Genomic DNA, 19,615 nt, shown 5'->3' with positions numbered 1-19,615 from the left:
CACTGGCCTGATCACTTATTATAACAGGTTTATTTAAATAATTTGCAGGTTATTTAAAGCAGTTCAAGATAGCGTTTTTTTATGTTGCAAACGGCTTTAAAGTTCATTTTAAGGCAATATATTTTAATTCATACTTATTAGTTATTTATAAAAACCACCCGTTTAAAATTGATAAGCAATATTAAACTAATGATTAAATGAAACACCTTTTTATTTATTGTTTACGCTGTGCTTTTTCCCAAACGGCACTTTGGGTTGTGGTAAAATAGCGCAAAATGCCCGCCATTACCGCGTAATTCATTACGCAGAAATAGTAGGGGATAAACAAAATTTTTATGCGCAGTTGCCTCTTTTCCATTATAAAACCTAAAATGGCCAGCAGGTAAAATAACACCTGGGATGCTAACAGTACCTGTAAGCCGGTAGCACCGGGTTGCAACGCCAGTATCACGTTTAAAATGAACGACAGGATAAGTAGGAAGGGGGTAACCGTCCACCGTAAAACGCGGTGACTGATGTACTGGAATGATAATATGGGATAGGGGAACGGGTTGAATAAGCTTTTTAACCTTAGTATGGATTGTATACCACCGGCTGCTATCCTTATTTTCCGTTTCAATTCTTCCGATACGTTTTCTGACGCGGTTTCTGTTGCGTAGGCTTCGGGCTCATAAACAATGCGATAGCCCTTTTCAGCAATCAGCATCGAGATCATAAAATCATCCAGCACGGTGTCGGCATGAACAGGCAGGTACAACGAACGGCGCACGCTGAACAATTCGCCCGCAGCACCCACAACAGAGTACAGCTCCGAATCCCATTTCTTTAGCGCCGATTCGTATTTCCAGTAAAAACCCTCACCGGCGGCACTGGCATCGGCATTTTCATCAAAGTGAACGCGCTTTTCACCGGCAACCGCGCCAACGGTGGCGTCACTATAGTGGCGGCAGATCTTGATCAGCGCGTCTTTATTCAAAAACGTATTGGCATCGGTAAAAACAACGGCATCAGTATCAACAAACTCCATGGCACGGTGTACAGCGGCAATTTTACCGGCACGCTGTGGCTGGTGCAGCAGTTGGATCTGCGGATACCGGGCAATAATATCGGGCGTGTTGTCTGATGATCCATCAGTAATGAATAGCAACTTTAGTTTGCCTTGCGGATAGTTTAGCAATAGACTATTATTGATCTTCTCCTGTATAAAATCAGCTTCGTTATAGGCGGCCACCACAAGGGTACAGGTGGGCAGGTTATCCAGATCTTCGGCTATAGGAGGTTTGCGGCCACGCACGGCCCTTTTTATTTTGATAATAAAATACAGCAGGATCCCGTATCCTGCAAAAGTGTAAAAAACAATAACGAGGCTTATTATTAAAATGATTTTCATGCAATTGTTTTTATGGGATAACCTAAGTTGGTGCTGTTTTTTGAGTGGGTAAAATTCCACCATACTGCTTTAAAAAGCATCGGTATAAAATCGTAGTTTTTGTTTTTGATGTAGGTAATTACATTTCGTGGCACAACCAGCAGCAAAAAGTAAAAGTAAAAGAACAGCTTTTTAAACAGCGGCGCGTTGCGGCGGATAAACAGGATGCGGTTGCGGTTCATGAAATACTCCTTCAGCTTGCTCTTTTTACCTACCGATACCGATTCTTTATGATAAATGAGGGCGTTGGTATTAACCCAGGCCTTATAACCTGCCCGCAGAATATGCTCGCACCAATCCACTTCCTCGTAGTATAAAAAAAAGTTTTCAGCCATTAATCCGGCTTTGGCAACGGCTTCCTTTTTTATCATCATGGCGGCACCGTGGCAATAGGCGGTAGGGCCATTAATATTGCTGAACTGTCCCTCGTCTTTTTGGCGCAGACCGATACAACTGTTGCGGCAGGTGTAATAATTCATAGGCGTATAACCCGCATATTGAATGAGCTGTTTATCTGTGTAATATTTTATCATGGGCGATATCATGCCCACATCTGCTTTATTATCAAGTACGGCAACCAGTTTTTCAACCAGACCGGAGGTGAATTCCGTATCGTTATTTACCAGGAAAAGGTAATTGCCGGTGGCTTGTTTTATGCCCAGGTTATTACCGCCCGCAAAACCCAGGTTAACATCCGACCGGATGAATTTTATCTGCGGATATTTTACCTGCCATTCGGGAACAGGGTTTTCCCTGCTTGCATTATCAACCACAATTATCTCCAGGTTTGTGTAGTCGTTAGTGTTTTCTATCGACAACAGCATATCTTCGGTAACAGCAGGCTGGTTAAAGTTTACGGTAATAACAGATACTTTTTTCATTTATGCTGATAATGTGCTGGCGTTGATTTTACGAATTAACTGCGCCAAATGTTGAAGGTTTAAAACTAACTGAATAGCGGCCATTATTGAGTGATTTTTTGAAATCGTTTCTTGATATTTAAAAAAGGCCTTTCGTATCCATAATAGGATAGCGAGGCCAAAGCAATCGACAATGTTATGATTGATGTATAGATAATTATGTTTTCGATAACAAGGCTGCCCTGCGCCAGATATTTGCTAATCAGGTATAATACCAAAAACAAAACAAATTTATGCAGCAGGTATATACTGTATGAAATTTGCCCTATGTAACCCAAGTACTTATTATTGAGCGAATAAATGCTGGTTTTGGCTTCGCATAAATTAACGATAAGCAGCGAGGCCAGTGCAGCTATCAATACATCGCCATGCGGGATATCATAAAGTAAATAGCAAACCAAGTATATTAAAAATATATTGAGGATGACGAGTTGCACCTTTTTTCTGAATATGGCATTAAACACTTTTTGAAACCTGAAGTTAAACTCTGGATGTTTGGTATTGTAATACAAAACTGCAACAACGGCACCTATCATCATGTTATCAAACCGGGAATAGTACATTACTTTATGCAAAGAGGTATACATGGGATGATGTACAAACAGATGATCGACAGCAAGTTGAGCCGCCCAAAGCAATACAATAAAAGCAAGCAGGGCATACAAGATATGTTGCAGCTTTTTTATCCTGAAAAAATGGGGATGAAAAATATAAAACTGCTCCTCGGTTCCGATTGACCATATTGGGTCGAAAATGGCGGGCAGCATTTGCAGGCAGAATGCCAGATTGGGCAAAAAAAATACCGACAGCCAAAACGCGTGACCGGTACCGCCGGGATACACAAAGAACCCGAAAAGCACCACCAGGTAATACAACGGCCAGATGCGCAGGATGCGGCGCATATAAAAACCTTTGAAATTGATAGTAGTAAAATTCCGTTTTTCTTCAAGCAGGAGGTAGGTGATCAGGAAACCACTTAACGAAAAAAATATGGTAACCCCAGCCTTGCCAAAATTAAGCAGATTGGTATCGGGAATGCGCCTTACGTGAAAAATAACCTTGTGAAGTTCAACATGCGATACCACAACCATAAGGGCAGCCAATGCCCTTACCCCATTTAAATTAGGAAAGAAAACTTTAGTTTTTATTTTATCAGATACTTCACGCAGTGGTGTACTCGACATTAATTATTCAGTTTGGGCAACAAAACAATAAATTCATTATCACTAATAACTTATACGAAAGTTTTTAACTTTTAGATACGTTATCAAGACATTGCTGTAACACAACAGCAAATTCTTTATCATTTGGTGGTGCAAATATGGTATTGTGTTCGCCGGGAATCTCGTGTACGTTTACACCTTTTTTGGCAAACGGCCGCCAGCCCAGGAAATCAAAATCGGCCATATAAAATGTGCGTTTTTTGGCACGGAACAATTCAATAGCTATATTGAGCGGCGTTAATACGTAGTTGCGTAATGCTTTTTCACTGGCTTCGTCAATCTCATTGTCGTAAGCAAAAAAGCCTTCTTTCTTTTCGTCGTTGCCAGGCGATAGCTTCCAGAATAGTTTGATAAGCCTGCGTTTAAGGATAAGGCTTTTATATTCGATGGTACGTTTTGGATCTTCGGCAAGCAACACAAAGGTGTGGCCTATTTGCTTTAAGGTAAGTAATGATTTATTCACCACTTTGGTCAACTTGCTGTCGTTCACGGTTGATTGCTCGGCAAAAGTGTCAAACATGGCCAGCATTTTAACTTCTTTACCTGTTGCCATTAGCTGCTTGGCCATTTCGTAGGCTATAATACCACCTAATGAATAGCCTGCAAGCGCGTAAGGACCTTCGGGGTTTTTGGCTATAATTTCGGCAATGTAATTGGCCGCAATTTCTTCCATTACATCTAAAGGTTCATCAATACCGTTCAACCCTTTGGCCTGTAAACCGTAAACGGGTTGCTCAATATCCATATTCATGGCCAGCGCGTTAAATAACAACACGTTTAAGCCTGCACCATGTACAATATACAAAGGCATTTTACTGCCGCTTGGCTTAATAGGCACAAGTGATTCCCAGGTAATAGAGGCCGGATCAACCTCTAACCGGGCAGCCAGTTTTTCAACAGTGGCGTATTCAAACAGGGTAGCCAGGGGCAGGCGTTTACCGGTTTCTTTTTCAATGCGGGCCATAATTTGTACCGCCACCAATGAACGACCGCCCAATTCAAAAAAGTTATCATCAACGCTGATGCTCTTTAGGTCCATCAGCTCCTGCCAAATGGCTGCAACCAATGTTTCGTTTGGTGTGCGCGGGGCAATAAATTCGCCGGTGCGCTGTATGTTGCTATAATCGGGCTTGGGGAGTGCTTTGCGGTCTATTTTACCATTTGGTGTAATCGGAATTATATCCATCAGCACAAAATCATCGGGTACCATATATTCTGGCAATACCGCAAGCAGGCCCTGCTGCCATAACTCATATTGTGCCTTTAGGTCGGGTTGGTTTATTGGCTCATTAACAATAATATAACCCACCAGGCGCGGATTTCCGGGTACATCTTCACGGGCTATAACTACCGCTTGTTTTACATTACCAAGCTTTAAAAGGTTTTGTTCTATCTCTTCCAGTTCAATGCGGTAACCGCGTACCTTAACCTGGTGATCTATCCGGCCCAGGCAAATGATCTCGCCGTCTTCCCTAATCTTACCCAAATCGCCGGTGCGGTACATTTTACTGCCTTCCACACCCGAGAATATATCTGCCACAAACCTTTCATCGGTAAGTTCGGGCCGGTTCAGGTAGCCTTTGGCCACACCGTCGCCGCCGATAAATATTTCGCCTATAGAGCCATCGGTAAGGTTATTCAGCTGTTCATCAACAATGTAAACCTGGGTATTATCAATGGGTTTACCAATGGTAATGTCGGTATCGTTCTTTATCAGCTTAACAGTGCTCCAAACCGTAGTTTCGGTTGGGCCATACATGTTCCAAAGCTCCGAACTGCGGGCATTCAGTTTATTGATAAGATCCTTTGGTAAGGCCTCACCGCCGCAAAGGATACGCAGGGGCAGTTTTTGCTCCCACCCAGCTTCCAACATTACACGCCAGGTGTAGGGGGTAGCCTGCATAACAGTTATTTGCTGCGCGATACACAAGTCAATTAACGCCCTGCCGTCTTTAGCAGTAATGGCATCGGTAACTATAAGTTTAGCGCCAACTAATAGTGGCAAAAATAATTCGAGCCCGGCAATATCAAATGATATGGTGGTTACTGCCAATAAGTTATCTTCGGCAGCTAAACCTGGTTGCTTTTGCATACTCAGCAAAAAGTTAACCAGGTTGTGGTGCTTTATTTGTACGCCTTTAGGCTTACCTGTTGAGCCCGATGTAAACAGCACATATGCCAGATCGGTACCGCTAACAACGGTTTCAGGATCTTCGGCCGAATAGCTGTCGAATTTGTTCAGGGCATCTTCAATTAAAACTTCCTGCGCTACAGATGTAAAATGACCTTTATATTTTTCAGATGTAAGCAGCACTTTTGCAGCCGAATCTTCCATCATAAACTCAACCCTGTCTTTAGGATATTCGGGGTCGAGGGGGACATAAGCTGCACCGGTTTTAAGTATGGCCAGCAGGGAAATCACCATTTCGGGCGAACGGTCAAGGGCAACGCCTATGATATCGCCGGTTTTAATATTATAGGTTAGCAGGTGTTTAGCGAGTTTATTGGCAGCTTCGTTTACGTTTTTAAACGTTAAAAACCGTTCTTCAAAAACAATTGCAATTTTATCGGGATGTTGAAGCGCCCGTTCGGCTATAAGGTGGTGCAGCGCTTTATCTTTCGGATAGTTAACCGCGGTATCGTTCAGCATAATTAAACCATCAGTTTTTTTAGAAGTATCCATTGTGGGGTATTATTTAAAGCTATCAATATAAATAAAAAGGGCGCCGTTCATTTCAATTATTACATCCTTGCACACATCCTGCCACAACCCTCATTATTTCTTTTTTTGTATACGTATTAAACTGCTGTATGGTCGTGCGGAGTATGAATAAATTTTTTATTGGCTCCTTTTAATTTGAATAACAGTAGTAACATGGTAAAAAATATCAGCGGGAGCTTAAGCGCGGCGCTTAAAAGTTTTCCGTTAAAGAACGATGCGGGTATAGCAACAACAATACCAATGTAGCAACATGCCGTTGCCGCCAGCCACAAATGCCAATGCGGACCGATACCGGGCGTTAAAAATGATATCAACAGCATAAACGGCATCAAGCCCAGCATAAGTATCCGGGGCAGGATAGACATTTGATAGATCTCATTAAAATAATCAAAATTGCCCTTAAAAAGCTGACCAAAACCACTGGCACCGTAAACCTTTAATAAGTTAAATTGTGCCGATAACCATCTTTTACGCTGCTTTTTAAATACCTCGGGGTTGCTTACCTTTTCATCATAAACAAGGGCTTTTTCGGCGTAGGCTACGGTAATGCCCTGGCGGGTGAGTATCAGGCCCATCTCTTTATCAAAGCCGCCTACGGCGTCAATTTGCCCCATTGTTTGTTTAAAAAGCTGGTATTCCAGCGCCATTCCCGAACCTATAATAGCTGCTGAAAAATCAAATACCCGCTGCGATTTACGGAAGATGTGGTTGTTAATCTCTTCGCTTACAGCATCAAGCACCGCTACGGGCGTGTTGGTGTTAAGCGCCACACGATGGCCCTGCACTACTTTTTCTCCTGCCTGCAGGTATTGGTTTATCTGGTGCAGGTAATCGGGGGCGGCAATGTTATCAATATCAAAAACAACGGCGGCATCAAAACCTTCAATGGTATTTTCAATGGCTTTATTAAGCGCTTTTGACTTAGTGCTGCTTTCAAAGACTACCTCAACCACCTGCAAGGGCATTTGCTTCAGTTTTTCAATGGTTTCGGGCTTAACAGAATCGGCAATAATGCAAACATGAAATTTATCTGCCGGATAATCGATAGTTAAAGCGCTGGCGGCCGAGTTTAATAAAATTGCATCTTCTTTATAAGCGCAGATGTAAAGCACAAATTTACTAAGCGATGTAGCGGCGGGAGGCTGCTTAATGTGTACTAATTTCCCCAATACAGAGAATACAAACAGGTAAAGGCTATATACCCCAAGATATATAAAAATTACACTCATTATTATTGAAGCAATAAACCTTATGATTTCCATGTTGTAGTATGTTTTAAAGCGTTATTAACCTGCAGCACATCACAAGCTAATTTAACACGTTATGCTTTCTTTTCTAAATTTAATGCCAAAAGGGCTTCGATCTCAATAATGCGATGCTCCCAGGTATTTTCAGCAGCTACGGCAAGTCTTTTTTGTTGTAACTGCGGTGTATCATTGAGTGATTCATTTATAGCGAGCGTGAACTCACTGGCGGTAGCGCAATAGTGAACCGTATCGCCCGTAAACTCCTGCAGATCGGGGTTAAAATCGGTAGATACCACCGGCCTGCCCGAACCCAGGTATTCAAACAATTTAAGGGGAAATATGGAACTGCTTACCTCATCCTTTTTAAACGGAATAATGGCCACATCAAAACCTTTCAATACCGCCGGCATCTGCTCATAAGTTACCGCGCCTTTTACAAAAACGTTGGGTGCTTTAAACGCCGGGTTGTCTACATAATCAATATCAACGGGGCCTATAAATACAAAGTTTTTTTCGGGATTTTGCGCCATTACTTCGGTAAGCAGGGCATAATCAATACGGCGCTCAATATTGCCAAAGTAGCCTATCAACGGGTTTTTAATGCCCGATAAAATTTCGGCCACGGGTAAATCCGGGTCAAGTGCTTTTTGACTATGGCTGATGTTGGCCGCGTTGGGTATAAAATGCGAGTTGCTGTTAAGTTTTAGCTTGTTGTTCCTTAGCTCCTTACTGGTGCAGATCACCAGGTCTACATCTTTCACTACAATATCTTCGGATATGAGGCCATGCCGGGTTTGATAGGCCTCCACCAATGGATCTACACAATGGTAAACCGTAAGTATTGGTTTTATAAGCCGGTGAAAATTAGGATAGGTGTAGTTGTAAGAGTTGATGTAAATGTAGTCGCGGATGTTCAGTTTTTTGATAACCTTCTTTAACCGCGAAGCCACAATGCCCTCATTAAATTTCACTGCCAGGCGGTAAAGCGGCCCCTCAGGCAGCATATTGATAGATGGTACCGGCGGCGATATAATGATCTTGAGGTTTGGGATGTCTGTTTGGATAAAGCTATTATCTGCCGAAAAGAAATGTGGTTTCCTGATCTTATACTCGGGTGTATCCTTAAATTTTATGTAATCTTTCCAGGTAAAGGGCCTGTCAACATAATACACGTAGTTATCCTTAGCCAGGTGCTTGGCCATAATGTAGTTTGTTGATTCCAAACGGCCATCAAACTGCATTTGCGAAAATATAATGATATGACGGTTTTTAAGCTCCATATTAGTTCTGTTCGGCCCCCTTTTTCCTCATCTTTTGAAACAGCATACCAATGAGTTCCATGAGTTCTAAATAGCCGAGGTAAAAAATATCCTTGATAGAAAATTCCAAATGCTTTTTAAGCGCCCAGTAGCCAAATATAGCCCCCGAGAAAAACGTAAAGATAGAGGCGATTGCCACGCCATAAAGGTTATGGAAAATGAAGATACCAGCAAAATCGGCCACTACGTTTACGGTTAACATAATAAATACCTTAATCATGTTTAGCTGGGGTTTGCCAATAATATCCAGCGTAATGCCAAAAAACCTGTCGATAGGCAGCAGCATCACAAAGCACATAAAAATACGGAAGATGTTACCCGCTTCGGAGTGCTGGTATTTGCTAAAAAGCAGACCTATAACAATATCAACCAGTAAAAATGCCACAATAGCAACAGGGATAAGCGCAATGGTAAGCATCCCGGCGTATTTTTTCATGATATAGGATACATACTTTTTATCGCCCCGGTGTACCGCTGCCGACATGGTAGGCAAGGCCGTAGCAACAAAGGCTCGCATTGGTATCTCAAACAGTTCCATTAACCGTTGCGGCAAATAATAAACCGGCAACAAGTTACTGGGGAACATCATTTTAATAATAAAGGTATCGGAACTACGCAGCAGGTACGAGCTGATGGAGGTGCCAACGCTAAACTTGCCAAAGTGGAACAGTTCATTAACCGATGTCCAGCTTTTTTTGCTGATGGTTTTAATTTTAGACCAGCCGACAGCCGTGGTTACAATACTGCTGATAACATTGTTAATGAAATAGCAGTATATAGCATTTTGGAAGTTGGCCCGGTGAAGTATGATGAGCACTACAATAAGGATGAAAAAGCCGCCTTGGTTAATAAGCTGCACCATAAACAGCTTGTCGAACCGTTCTTCGGCCTGCAGCACCCAACCGGCAATGGCCGTGGGCAGCGTACTCAAAAATATAAGACTGAACCACTTTAAGGTGATAACCATATTTACACTGCCGCCGAAGTATAAAAAATACAGTGCGAGGTTACCCACAGCTGCGGTAACCACTATGGTGAAGCCAACAAACCATGCCGAGCCGGCTATGTTGGCCGCCCGCTCGGGACTGGCACCGGCGTAGTACTTGATGAGCGCGGTTTGTAAAAAGCCCGTTCTGAAGGTATCGGCAAGGGTAAATATTACCAGGAAAAAGATATAGTCGCCAAAATCTGCAGGGGAGAGGTATTTGGCCATTAATGATAGTATGGCCATGCCCAGTACCGGCATAATGGCATTACTGGCTAAGGAAAGCGTATGTTTATTTATAACTTTTTTTAGAAACCCCATTTAGTATTTGTTACGCTTTTTCCCAGGCGTTTGTTGTGAAATTATACTTTTTAATAACCTTTGCAGGGTTGCCTACCGCTACCGAATAATCGGGGATGCTTTTAGTAACCACGCTGCCTGCACCCACAATGGAATGTTTGCCAATGGTAACGCCCGCAGTGATCACGCTGTTTGCGCCAATCCATACATTATCCATTATGGTTATTTGTTTGGTTATTACTTTTTGCAGGCGGGGGGGCGTGCTGATATCTTCATAACCATGATTAAGACCTGATACCACGATATTTTGGGCAAACATTACATAATCACCCAACGTAACCGGACCTATTATAACATTGCCTATGCCAATGCCGCAATTATTGCCTATAATAACATCGCCAACACCGTTATTTATGGTGGCAAAATCTTCAATTATGCTTTTGCTACCTAACGAAAAATTCTTGAACGGGAATACATCCATGCGGGCATTATACCTCACTACCGCGCCTTTGCCTTTATGGTGATAAAAGGGGTTTACAAACCAGCGCACCCAAAGTCTGGGCCTTGCCTCGCCGCTTGGAATAAGCAGCCAGTGGACAAACTTTTTTAATCCGGGGTTTGATTTTATTTTTGAAACTACAGACATCGGCTTAACTTAATTCGGGTTTTAAAGTGCTGTCATTTATTAATTTCTGCTTTGCTTCTTCCTGTTCAGTATCTAACCGCATACAGGCAACCAAAATAGCTATAGACAGGTAAAACAATATGTTCGATGGATATTGAACGATAGCCTGCTGCGGAAAGTTGCCGATATTAAAAGCAAAAACAACAAGTATCATGGCCATACAATAGTTTTTAAGCTGCGGATCTCTTATGCGGAAGAAAAAGTTAATGCCATTTTTGAGCACCGTAAAAAACAGTGTACAAAAAAGGATGAGGCCAACAAAGCCCATTTCTACTGCTACACGTACATAACCGCTATCGGGTGGGAATTTTGCCAGCATTGAGTTAGGGGAGAAGCGGCGCCCCCAAACACCAACAGAGCCCAATCCGCCGCCAAATGGGTGCGACTGGATAAATGGCTGAATGCGTTTTTGATTTTCAGCGCGTACGTTGTATGATGGATCGTCGGACGGTTTAAAGGCCGTTTGGAATCTTTTTATCAATGGGTTTGAGGTTGGCATTACAATTAAAACGCCCAGCATACAACCGGCCACAATAGTAAATGCCAGTACCTTTTTGTTAAAGTTGATAACCGCCAGTATGCCAAGCGAGGCAGGCAGTAAAACGTAAGCGGCCCTTGTGCCCGAGTATAGCATCACCGTTAAAAAAAACGCGGCCATGCAGCCCAGGATGATCTTTTTACGGGTGGCTATGTTGCCCATAATTAATGCGATGCACAGCAGGCTGCCAATGATCATGTTATAAGAAAAGGTCACGGGATCTGAAAAGATCCCGAATTTACGCATGTGGCCTTCTATAAACAGCAGGCTTACCCGCAAGGGATCAGAATAAAGCCATTTTTGTTCGAATGGTAAAAAGCCGAAGTTTTCCTGCTGAAAAGCCGAGATCCCGGCTACAACATCAAGCGCGAGCCATAGCTTGAGCAGAAACTTTATAAAGCTTACCGAGCGGATGTGGTAAACAAACACAAAGTACATGAGCATGATAAAACCTACCGTACGTACGGTGTAAACCCAGGCCAGTACTGATGATGCCACCGGATTTATAACCTGGAACAAGTTATACCCAAGCCATATAAGGATGATTTTACTAATAGGATTTTTAAAGTACGACCAGTTTTGCTCGCTTTTGTGCTTGATGAAAAAGCCAAGGATAAGCAGGTACGTAATAGCATCCAACAAGGTGCCAATCGGTACTTCCTCCGGCAATATTTCCGAAACGTAATTGATGAAAAAAGAGGCCAGTATTAAAACGGTTATCCCAAACTTGGGATAGACCACAATGCCATACAATATGGGTAAACCAATAATTAATATAAGGATAGCCCCTATGCCTATAAACCCGGTTTTATATACTACAACGCTTATAAACAGGGCTGCTGCCAACAAAAAAACAATAACCAGCGGGCTCGAAAACTTTTTGAAAAGAATGCTTTTCCAAAAAGTTTGCTTTACATTGCCATTACCTGTTTGTTCATTGAGCATTTGTGTACTGTATAGTTATAAAAAGAGGATTTTGATAACCCATATAAACACGGCAATAAATGATACAATTATTGCTGCCTTGCGTGATCTGTTTTGAAGAACTGTTAAATGTTCAAACGGATCTGGTTTGGGTTCCCTGGGTTCTATTCTCATAATATTAAGCTAAAGGCTTAAACCCCGGTGTAAACAAGGGGCTTATGTTTTTAAGATCTGTTTCCTTTATCAAAAGTGGCTTTGTTCAATACCCAGCCACCAAACTTACTGCCCAATGATTTTAAGAAGGCTACATGCGTTTTTTGCGCATTGGTAACATCTTTGTTTGCCTCAAAAACACCTATAGTTTTATTAGCGAATAGCAGCCATTCCTTTGAAGTGTTTAGTGAACTTAGTGGCGCGGTGTCGATAATAATAACATCGTATCGTGCCTTTAAATCATCAAAACGGCTTTTTACAAAACCTTCACTGCCAATTTCAAGTAGGGTAACATCGCCGCCGTGGTTGCCTAAAACGGTTGCCGTGCTGCTGCTTATCTCCTGGTTATCGTAGGGATTATTTTTAAAATAATCTTCAACGTAGAGCTGCGGCTGTACGCTATGGGTGATGGTAGGGTTGTTAAAGTTACCATCTATAAGCAGTACCTTTTTATTGATCATGGAGTAGGAGTAGGCCAGGCTGGTAGCAATAATCGACTTACCCTCTCCGCCGCTCATGCTGGTAACGGCTATCACCTTTTCGCCGCGTAGTTCCTGGTCAATTTCAAACCTTACAGATCGCAACAGCTCTTTAAAGTGCTTCATCTTATCTCGGTTCTCTACATCCCAAAGTTTCTTCAGGTCGGGCTGCGATCCTGGTATTTTATTTACGTAGCCCAATAAAGGTAACTGGGTTTTATTAACCAGTTCGGCCGGTTCTTTGATGGAATTATCAAGATAAAACATCAAAAACAGCGCAAATACGCAAACAAACAACATCACCAAAGCGCTTAACACTATCAGCAGCATTTTTTTAGATGGCTGAGGGGCTTCAGGTGTAGCTATCTCCACCTGTATCAGTTTAATGGAGAAGTTTGATTTAAGGTTAGTTTCGTTGTACTTATTTAAAACATCCAGGTATTCCTTACTGGCAATATCAATATCAAAACCATACGTTTTTACCTTGGCATCAAAAGGCACCAGCCGGTTGAATTTGGTGTTCAGATCGGCCAGTTCATCATTTATTGATTTTACGCTATTCTTTGCCAGATCGCGCGATACCTCAAGCGCTATTTTTTGTTTAATCAGTTCGTCTTTTGCGGCATAAGGGCTGCTGCCGTTAACATCCGACGACAGGTTGATTTGTTCTGACAGCGCCTTTTGGATAGAATCTAAAGTAGGTTTATAAACAGGATTATAGTTACTGCGGATGTATTTGTTTTGAATGATATGAAGCTGCTCCTGTGTTGAAACAATTACCTGGTTGTACTTGCTCATGGCCGATTCCAGGTATTCCCTGTCGGTAGGCGAGAATTTATTGTTGATGGAATTTACGGCCCCGTTGTACGATGCAATATCCTTTTCGGCTTCCTGCTTTTTATCGTTATAGGTCATTATCTGGGCAAAAATAGCCTTCGACTGCTCGTCGAGGTTAAGTACGCCGTTATCTATTTTGTATTTTTGAAGCTGGGCTGTTTTTGCCGTTAATGTATCCCTTTTTTTATCTAACAGGTCTGATAAAAAAGCAACCGCATTCGACTCGTTTTTCTTAACCGTTTGTGTATAGTATTGGATAAACTGGGTACACAACACGTTAACAACGGTTGCAGATAACTGCGGATTATCAGACTCAAAGCTTACCGAAATAAAATCACTTTCATCGTCCCTGAAAACCAGCAGTTCTTTACGTAACGATACATCATCGTACTTCATGGACCGCAGCAGATCGTTCAGTTTGCTTTCATCGCTATTGTAAAGCGATAGTGGTTCAAGATGCTCAAATTTGTATTGAAAAACTTTAAGCGCATGTTCGCGTTCGTACTCATGCATTTCGGCCAGTGATTTGCTGGGCTTGCTAAATGGAGAGCCGGGGTTGCTTAGGTCGTGAATGATAAGCGAGTACGAAACCTGGTTTATCATTTTCTTTAACCGCATGATGGCCATGAGGTTGCTAAATTCGCTTAATACCTGTTGTTCCTGCACATTGGCGCTGGCATCCTTATCAAGTAAATGGCGCGATGCATCAATAATACCTGTGGCTATCTGCGCATGGGATACATAAGTATCTGGCAGGTTTTTAACAAGGAAAAACGAGCCAACTACCGTTACCAGTGGTACTAAGATGAGTATTAATATGTATTTTCTTAAAAGCTTAAAAAAGTTGCCTATCTCCATTACCTACTTTATATCCTCTAATTTAGTTCCTAATAGTTCTTCCAGATTTGTTTTGGCTGTCCAGGTTGCTAATTCGGCCTGTACCATAAACGAGTTTTGATTGTAATAACTATTTAACTGTTCATTATAGATCTGGAAAGTAGTTTCTCCTTTTTGAAAAGAATATTTTAACTGTTTAACGGCGGCGCTTGCATCAGAAACCGCACCGGAGCGCAGCCTTAGCTCGGCCATTGCCTCAAGGTATGCAAAGTAAAAGCGTTTTACCTGCGCTTCAAGGCTCAGCATATATTCGCTTTGCTGGTATTGGGCTACTTTATAGGTTTCGTAAGCAGCATTGGTAGTAGCCGGAGTTTTTAACAGCTGGCCTATGCTTAAAGAAATAGCCAGTTGATAGCCTTTAAAAATAGTAGGAGTGGCTAGGTTGATGGAATTTTGCGGACTGTAAATGTATGATGCCGTCAAACCATCAAACCATGCAAACTTTGTAGCTGTATAAGTGCTGTGGGCGGCATTCACCTGGCTTTGCCTCACTTTTACTTCGGGGTAATTTCTTTTGGCGGTGGCTACCAGTTTATCAAGGTAACCCATGTTAACATTGTTTATAAATGTTTCCTGGGCATGTAATTGGTTGCAAAACAGTGTAATGATTAATAAAAAGTAAAATAGTTTTAAACGCTTATTCATTGTTATACTTTTTCTTTTTGAAACAAGGCAGGTATGGTTCCGGCTATAATCCGTAAATCTAACCAAATTGAATATTTTTGGGCATAAAAGTTATCCAACTTTTTCCTTTCGCGCTCGCTCATGTCTTCTTTTCCACGCTTGCTCACCTGCCATAAACCGGTTAAACCGGCAGGGCCTAAAAAGCGCATCGACCACTCGTTTGAGGTAAGCATTTCGGCCTCGTAAACAGGCAGCGGCCTGTTGCCAACTACCGACATATCACCTATAAGTATGTTATAAAGCTGCGGTAATTCGTCAAGGCTGGAGTTGCGTAAAAAGTTGCCAAGCTTGGTGATCCTGGGGTCATTTTTGATCTTCACAAAGGCAGCTTTACTGGCCCCGGCTTCGGTTGCATATTGGTTGTTTTCTGTGGATAACTTTGCCAGCAGCTGGTCTGCATCGGTGCGCATCGACCTGAATTTATAAAAATTAAATACCTTATAACCCGTACCTACGCGTTTGCTGGTATAAAATATAGGGCCTTTTGAATCCAACCTTATAGCTATGGCAACCGCCAAAAATACCGGCGACAGAAAAAACAGCATAGAGCCCGATATAACCAGGTCAATAGCACGTTTTCCCCATGGCATTTTATAGGTTGTATCAACTTCTTTTGAAAGTTCAAGCAGCCTTGGTTTTATAAGTTTAAAGGTAACCAGGAAGTTCAACCGTTCGCGCAGATCATCAATTGCAAAGGGCTGGCTGTAATAGTCATGCACCCTCAGTTTCATGGCTGTTTGCTTGTAGGTTTTATCTTTATGGGTAGATAATAATACTATGATAACCCCAGTAAGTAAAAAGCTCTTTTTTATTTCCTCAACCAGCTTAAAACACTTGCCTTCGTTATCAACCTCTATCAAAATAATATCGGGGATGGATAGGATAGATTGTTCGCCCAGGTACTCTTCAAGCTCGGCTATGGTATCGTTGGCAATGATGTTAAAATTGGCAAGTCCCGTTAAAATTAATTCTTTTAATTCCAACCCAGCATAAGCAATCTTGATATGTGAACCCGAATTTTCGTTCCAATCAGACGTTTGTTGACTCATAAATTTGTAGGAGTTGGTTAATGGCGGCTTTTAATTCGTTGGGTTTAAATGGCTTGTGCATGTATGCATCAATTTTAAAAGGCATTTTGCTTACCTGTTCATCAAGGTCATGCGCTGCCGAAAGCAGGATCACCGGAATGTCGCGATAAAAACCACTGATCTTTACATTTTTGGCGAATGACTGTCCATCAAAATAGGGCATTTGAAGATCGGAGATGATCAATTCGGGCATATTGCCCTCCTCCAGCCAGCCAAACGCGTCGATGCCGTTGTTTTTTACAACAACTGCATAATCCTTTGAAAGGATAAAGCTGAGTAATTTTAATATACTTAAATCGTCATCGACAATTAGTAAAGTTTTTTTCATTCTTTTGGGTTGGGGTATTTACATTAATTAGCAGCCGAAAACATAGTTTTCATACGAATGATTTCAAAGATTGGATTTCAAATTCAACGTTTTACTTAAAAAGTATGTTTTTTACTATTACTAAACTTATCAGGTATACGTTATAATGATGTTTAGTGTTTGCTTTTTATTAATTTAAGCAGCTTTCTTTTACCCGATATTTATTTGAAATTACACAGTCAATTACTGTACCGAAAATACATATAAAATGTATACATCATGTGTACTTGCAGCAGTTTATTTGTTAACAAGCCTGTTACACTTTATAATAGTGTTGAATATAGTGAATTAGCCTCAGATTTAATTATAGATTAAATCTGAGGCTTAATAACGATGTGTATAAATATGAGGAATTTATTCCCACCTGGGGTATTATTAACATTATTGGGGCGTAATTTGTGCACATTGTAATTTGTAATAGATATTACGTGTTGAAAATTTATTAAATATTAATTGCTAACATAATTAAAGGCATAAAATTGAACAGACTGATTAAAAATAAGCATATTATTATTTATGGAATTTTGCTTGCTGCATTATTATTTTTAATGAAATGGCTCGAGCTGCGTTTTATAGTAATTGATAATGCCCTTGATCTGTATGTTGGTGCTATAGCTGTTATTTTCACGGCGCTGGGGATCTGGCTTGCATTAAAGCTGAGCAGGCCCAAGGTTAATACCGTGCAGGTAGAAAAAAACATATATATAAATAATACCGGTAACTTTATTTGTAATGAAGCAGCTTTAAGCCAGCTTAATCTGAGCCGGCGCGAATTGGAAGTGCTACAGCTAATGGCCGATGGCTTAAGTAACCAGGAAATTGCCGAACGGTTATTTTTATCATTAAACACCATAAAAACACATTCATCAAAACTGTTTGAAAAAATGGAGGTAGAGCGACGAACCCAGGCTGTTGATAAAGCAAAAAAGCTTAGTATTATTGCCTGAGCGGGTTCATACTTTAAGGTAAAATTGCTGAGATATTTATAAAATCACCCTAAAGTATGAGCGTTGGCAAAAGCATAATCCCCAATTTTGGGCTATAGATTTTAAAACTTAAACACATGAAAAAAAATGTATTAACTTTTGGGCTTATAGCCGGACTTATAGTTACCATAGTTATGGTAACTACATCCTTAATGCTGTACACCGCAAATTACGAGTGCAATATGTATGTTGGCTATGCCTCCATGATAATTGCATTTTCGATGATTTTTGTGGCTGTTAAAAATTACCGAGATAAGTATAATGGCGGCATGGTATCATTTGGTAAAGCATTGTTGATTGGCTTGTACGTTACGCTCATCGCATCAACAGTGTATGTTGTTGCCTGGCTTATAGACTATCACTTTTTTGTTCCCGATTTTATGGATAAGTATGCGGAGCATGTGATACAGGCAACAAAAACAAGCGGTGCCAGCGCGCAGGAAGTAGCCAAACAGGTAAAAGAAATGGGCGCTTATAAAGAGATGTATAAAAATCCGGTATTTATAATACTGCTCACGTATATGGAAATTTTACCAGTGGGGTTGGTTATCACGCTTATTACCGCCTTGATATTAAAAAGGAATCCCGATAAAACCGTACTTGCTGCTAACTAAATAATACTACCATGAAAATAGGAATGACTGGCATTATTGTAAATGACCCAACCCAGGCTTTTAAATTTTATACCCAGGTTTTAGGCTTCAATGAGCATACGTTTATGCCCGAATATAACCTGGCCGTTGTTACTGCCGATGAAGACCCAAAAGGAACCAGCCTGCTGCTTAGCCCCAATGATAATCCGGTAGGTAAGGCGTTTCAGGACGGTTTGTATCAGCAAAATATCCCGGCTATAGTTTTTGCCACCAAAGACGTACAAGCCGAATATGAACGCCTTATAAATTTAGGAGTGACATTTATATCGCAACCCACAAAAACCGAGTGGGGAACATCAGCCATTTTTGATGATACCTGCGGCAATTATATCCAACTGCATCAAATGCCTTAAAAAAGAAAAGTGCCTTATACAAAATAATATTAGGCACTTTTTTATAGTTGATCATTTATAGATGATCAACTCGTTGGCTCCAAAATCGACAAAATGTTACCCGCCGGATCTTTAAACCAGGCTATTGTTGGGCCGCCATTGCCCCTTGAAATACCTTTCTCGTCGGTTTTAAAGCTTTCTTCATTATAAACGATGAATTTAACCCCACGGGCAGTAAGCTCGTCCACTGTTTTTTCTACATCCTGTACCGGGAAATTGATAATGGTAAAAGTAGCCGGCTCATGATTGGGCTTCGGATATATTAAAATACTGTTGCCTCCGGCAATTTTAAGGTTTAAAATACCGTCCATTTCAGGATCTTTCTCCACCTCCAAACCAAGCGTTTTACCATAAAACTCAATGGCCTCCGGTATATCATTTACAGAGAAACTGCTGAATGCTTTACTATCTTTTAACATCATAACCTCCTTTTGTATAAGTAAATAATTAATCAAACCGCTTTTTGTTTTTGAAAATGCAGGGCTAACCCGGCAGCACTTCGGCATGATAGCCGAAATCTTTCAAAAACACAATCAGCGCGCTGGCTTTAACGTGGCCGTCGGCGCATTGTACACGCAATATGTTATCGCAATCCTCCAGATCAAAGTTGGCCTTATAACCCTCAAAGGTTCTATGGATCTCGAGTAGTAGGATGTTGGCATACTTGCGTTTGCTTACATTGGTTTTAAAAACTTCTACCGTCATATACAGTTTGTTTTTAGTCCGT

Annotated in this window: 18 protein-coding genes; 3 read left to right on the top strand and 15 right to left on the bottom strand. The window is 41.3% G+C overall.

The features are described from left to right. Positions 1–214: 214 nt before the first annotated feature. The 13 genes from BLS59_RS01965 to BLS59_RS01905 all read right to left on the bottom strand — a co-directional run bounded on the left by BLS59_RS01965 (position 215) and on the right by BLS59_RS01905 (position 16,818). The gene (locus BLS59_RS01965) at positions 215–1,390 is read right to left on the bottom strand and encodes a glycosyltransferase family 2 protein (protein ID WP_091143390.1); all 1,176 of its coding nucleotides are present in this window, start codon (positions 1,388–1,390) and stop codon (positions 215–217) included. Further along, complete coding sequence (locus tag BLS59_RS01960; RefSeq protein ID WP_091143386.1) at positions 1,387–2,310, bottom strand: glycosyltransferase family 2 protein; 924 nt, start codon at positions 2,308–2,310, stop codon at positions 1,387–1,389. The genes BLS59_RS01965 and BLS59_RS01960 overlap by 4 nt, the downstream gene beginning before the upstream one ends. Before the next feature lie 83 nt (positions 2,311–2,393). Further along, positions 2,394–3,533 carry an acyltransferase family protein gene (locus BLS59_RS01955; RefSeq protein ID WP_091143383.1) on the bottom strand — a complete coding sequence of 380 codons (1,140 nt, stop codon included), beginning with the start codon at positions 3,531–3,533 and terminating at the stop codon, positions 2,394–2,396. A 64-nt stretch (positions 3,534–3,597) separates the two neighbouring features. Next, positions 3,598–6,255, bottom strand: a complete 2,658-nt coding sequence (locus BLS59_RS01950) for a non-ribosomal peptide synthetase (protein ID WP_091143379.1) — start codon at positions 6,253–6,255, stop codon at positions 3,598–3,600. A 116-nt stretch (positions 6,256–6,371) separates the two neighbouring features. Continuing rightward, the gene (locus BLS59_RS01945) at positions 6,372–7,556 is read right to left on the bottom strand and encodes a glycosyltransferase family 2 protein (RefSeq protein ID WP_091143376.1); all 1,185 of its coding nucleotides are present in this window, start codon (positions 7,554–7,556) and stop codon (positions 6,372–6,374) included. Between the two features lie 59 nt (positions 7,557–7,615). After that, positions 7,616–8,821: a glycosyltransferase gene (locus BLS59_RS01940; protein WP_091143372.1), complete on the bottom strand. Its 1,206-nt coding sequence runs from the start codon at positions 8,819–8,821 to the stop codon at positions 7,616–7,618. Position 8,822: 1 nt separating this feature from the next. Continuing rightward, the gene (locus tag BLS59_RS01935) at positions 8,823–10,166 is read right to left on the bottom strand and encodes an oligosaccharide flippase family protein (RefSeq protein WP_091143369.1); all 1,344 of its coding nucleotides are present in this window, start codon (positions 10,164–10,166) and stop codon (positions 8,823–8,825) included. 10 nt (positions 10,167–10,176) lie between these two features. Then, positions 10,177–10,791 carry an acyltransferase gene (locus BLS59_RS01930; RefSeq protein WP_091143366.1) on the bottom strand — a complete coding sequence of 205 codons (615 nt, stop codon included), beginning with the start codon at positions 10,789–10,791 and terminating at the stop codon, positions 10,177–10,179. A 4-nt stretch (positions 10,792–10,795) separates the two neighbouring features. Then, on the bottom strand, positions 10,796–12,313 hold the full coding sequence (locus BLS59_RS01925; protein ID WP_091143362.1) for an O-antigen ligase family protein: 1,518 nt from the start codon (positions 12,311–12,313) through the stop codon (positions 10,796–10,798). 203 nt (positions 12,314–12,516) lie between these two features. Next, on the bottom strand, positions 12,517–14,679 hold the full coding sequence (locus BLS59_RS01920) for an exopolysaccharide transport family protein (RefSeq protein WP_091143359.1): 2,163 nt from the start codon (positions 14,677–14,679) through the stop codon (positions 12,517–12,519). Between the two features lie 3 nt (positions 14,680–14,682). Further along, on the bottom strand, positions 14,683–15,363 hold the full coding sequence (locus tag BLS59_RS01915; protein WP_091143357.1) for a TolC family protein: 681 nt from the start codon (positions 15,361–15,363) through the stop codon (positions 14,683–14,685). Positions 15,364–15,365: 2 nt separating this feature from the next. Then, positions 15,366–16,451, bottom strand: coding sequence for a sugar transferase (locus BLS59_RS01910; RefSeq protein WP_091143354.1), 1,086 nt, complete (start codon positions 16,449–16,451; stop codon positions 15,366–15,368). Further along, positions 16,432–16,818, bottom strand: a complete 387-nt coding sequence (locus BLS59_RS01905) for a response regulator transcription factor (RefSeq protein WP_091143351.1) — start codon at positions 16,816–16,818, stop codon at positions 16,432–16,434. The genes BLS59_RS01910 and BLS59_RS01905 overlap by 20 nt, the downstream gene beginning before the upstream one ends. A gap of 587 nt (positions 16,819–17,405) precedes the next feature. Between BLS59_RS01905 and BLS59_RS01900 the strand changes: the two genes are divergently transcribed. From BLS59_RS01900 to BLS59_RS01890, 3 genes are all read left to right on the top strand, one after another. Further along, entirely contained in the window at positions 17,406–17,804 is a 399-nt protein-coding gene (locus BLS59_RS01900; protein ID WP_091144989.1) for a response regulator transcription factor, read from the top strand. Positions 17,805–17,920: 116 nt separating this feature from the next. Continuing rightward, positions 17,921–18,457, top strand: a complete 537-nt coding sequence (locus tag BLS59_RS01895) for a DUF4199 domain-containing protein (RefSeq protein WP_091143347.1) — start codon at positions 17,921–17,923, stop codon at positions 18,455–18,457. 11 nt (positions 18,458–18,468) lie between these two features. Then, a complete protein-coding gene (locus tag BLS59_RS01890; protein WP_091143344.1) occupies positions 18,469–18,849 on the top strand; it encodes a VOC family protein in 381 nt (126 codons plus the stop codon). 65 nt (positions 18,850–18,914) lie between these two features. Here BLS59_RS01890 and BLS59_RS01885 read toward each other — a convergent pair whose 3' ends face one another. Both BLS59_RS01885 and BLS59_RS01880 read right to left on the bottom strand, forming a co-directional pair. Next, positions 18,915–19,310 (bottom strand): VOC family protein, encoded by a 396-nt coding sequence (locus tag BLS59_RS01885; protein ID WP_240315122.1) that lies wholly within the window; start codon positions 19,308–19,310, stop codon positions 18,915–18,917. A gap of 61 nt (positions 19,311–19,371) precedes the next feature. After that, positions 19,372–19,593 (bottom strand): hypothetical protein, encoded by a 222-nt coding sequence (locus tag BLS59_RS01880; protein WP_091143340.1) that lies wholly within the window; start codon positions 19,591–19,593, stop codon positions 19,372–19,374. Positions 19,594–19,615: the final 22 nt, after the last annotated feature.

Source organism: Mucilaginibacter pineti (assembly GCF_900101875.1).
In the GTDB taxonomy this organism is placed as follows: Bacteria; Bacteroidota; Bacteroidia; order Sphingobacteriales; family Sphingobacteriaceae; genus Mucilaginibacter; species Mucilaginibacter pineti.
The sequence above is the reverse complement of the archived record's forward strand: the minus strand, read 5'-3'. Positions and strand labels throughout refer to the sequence as shown.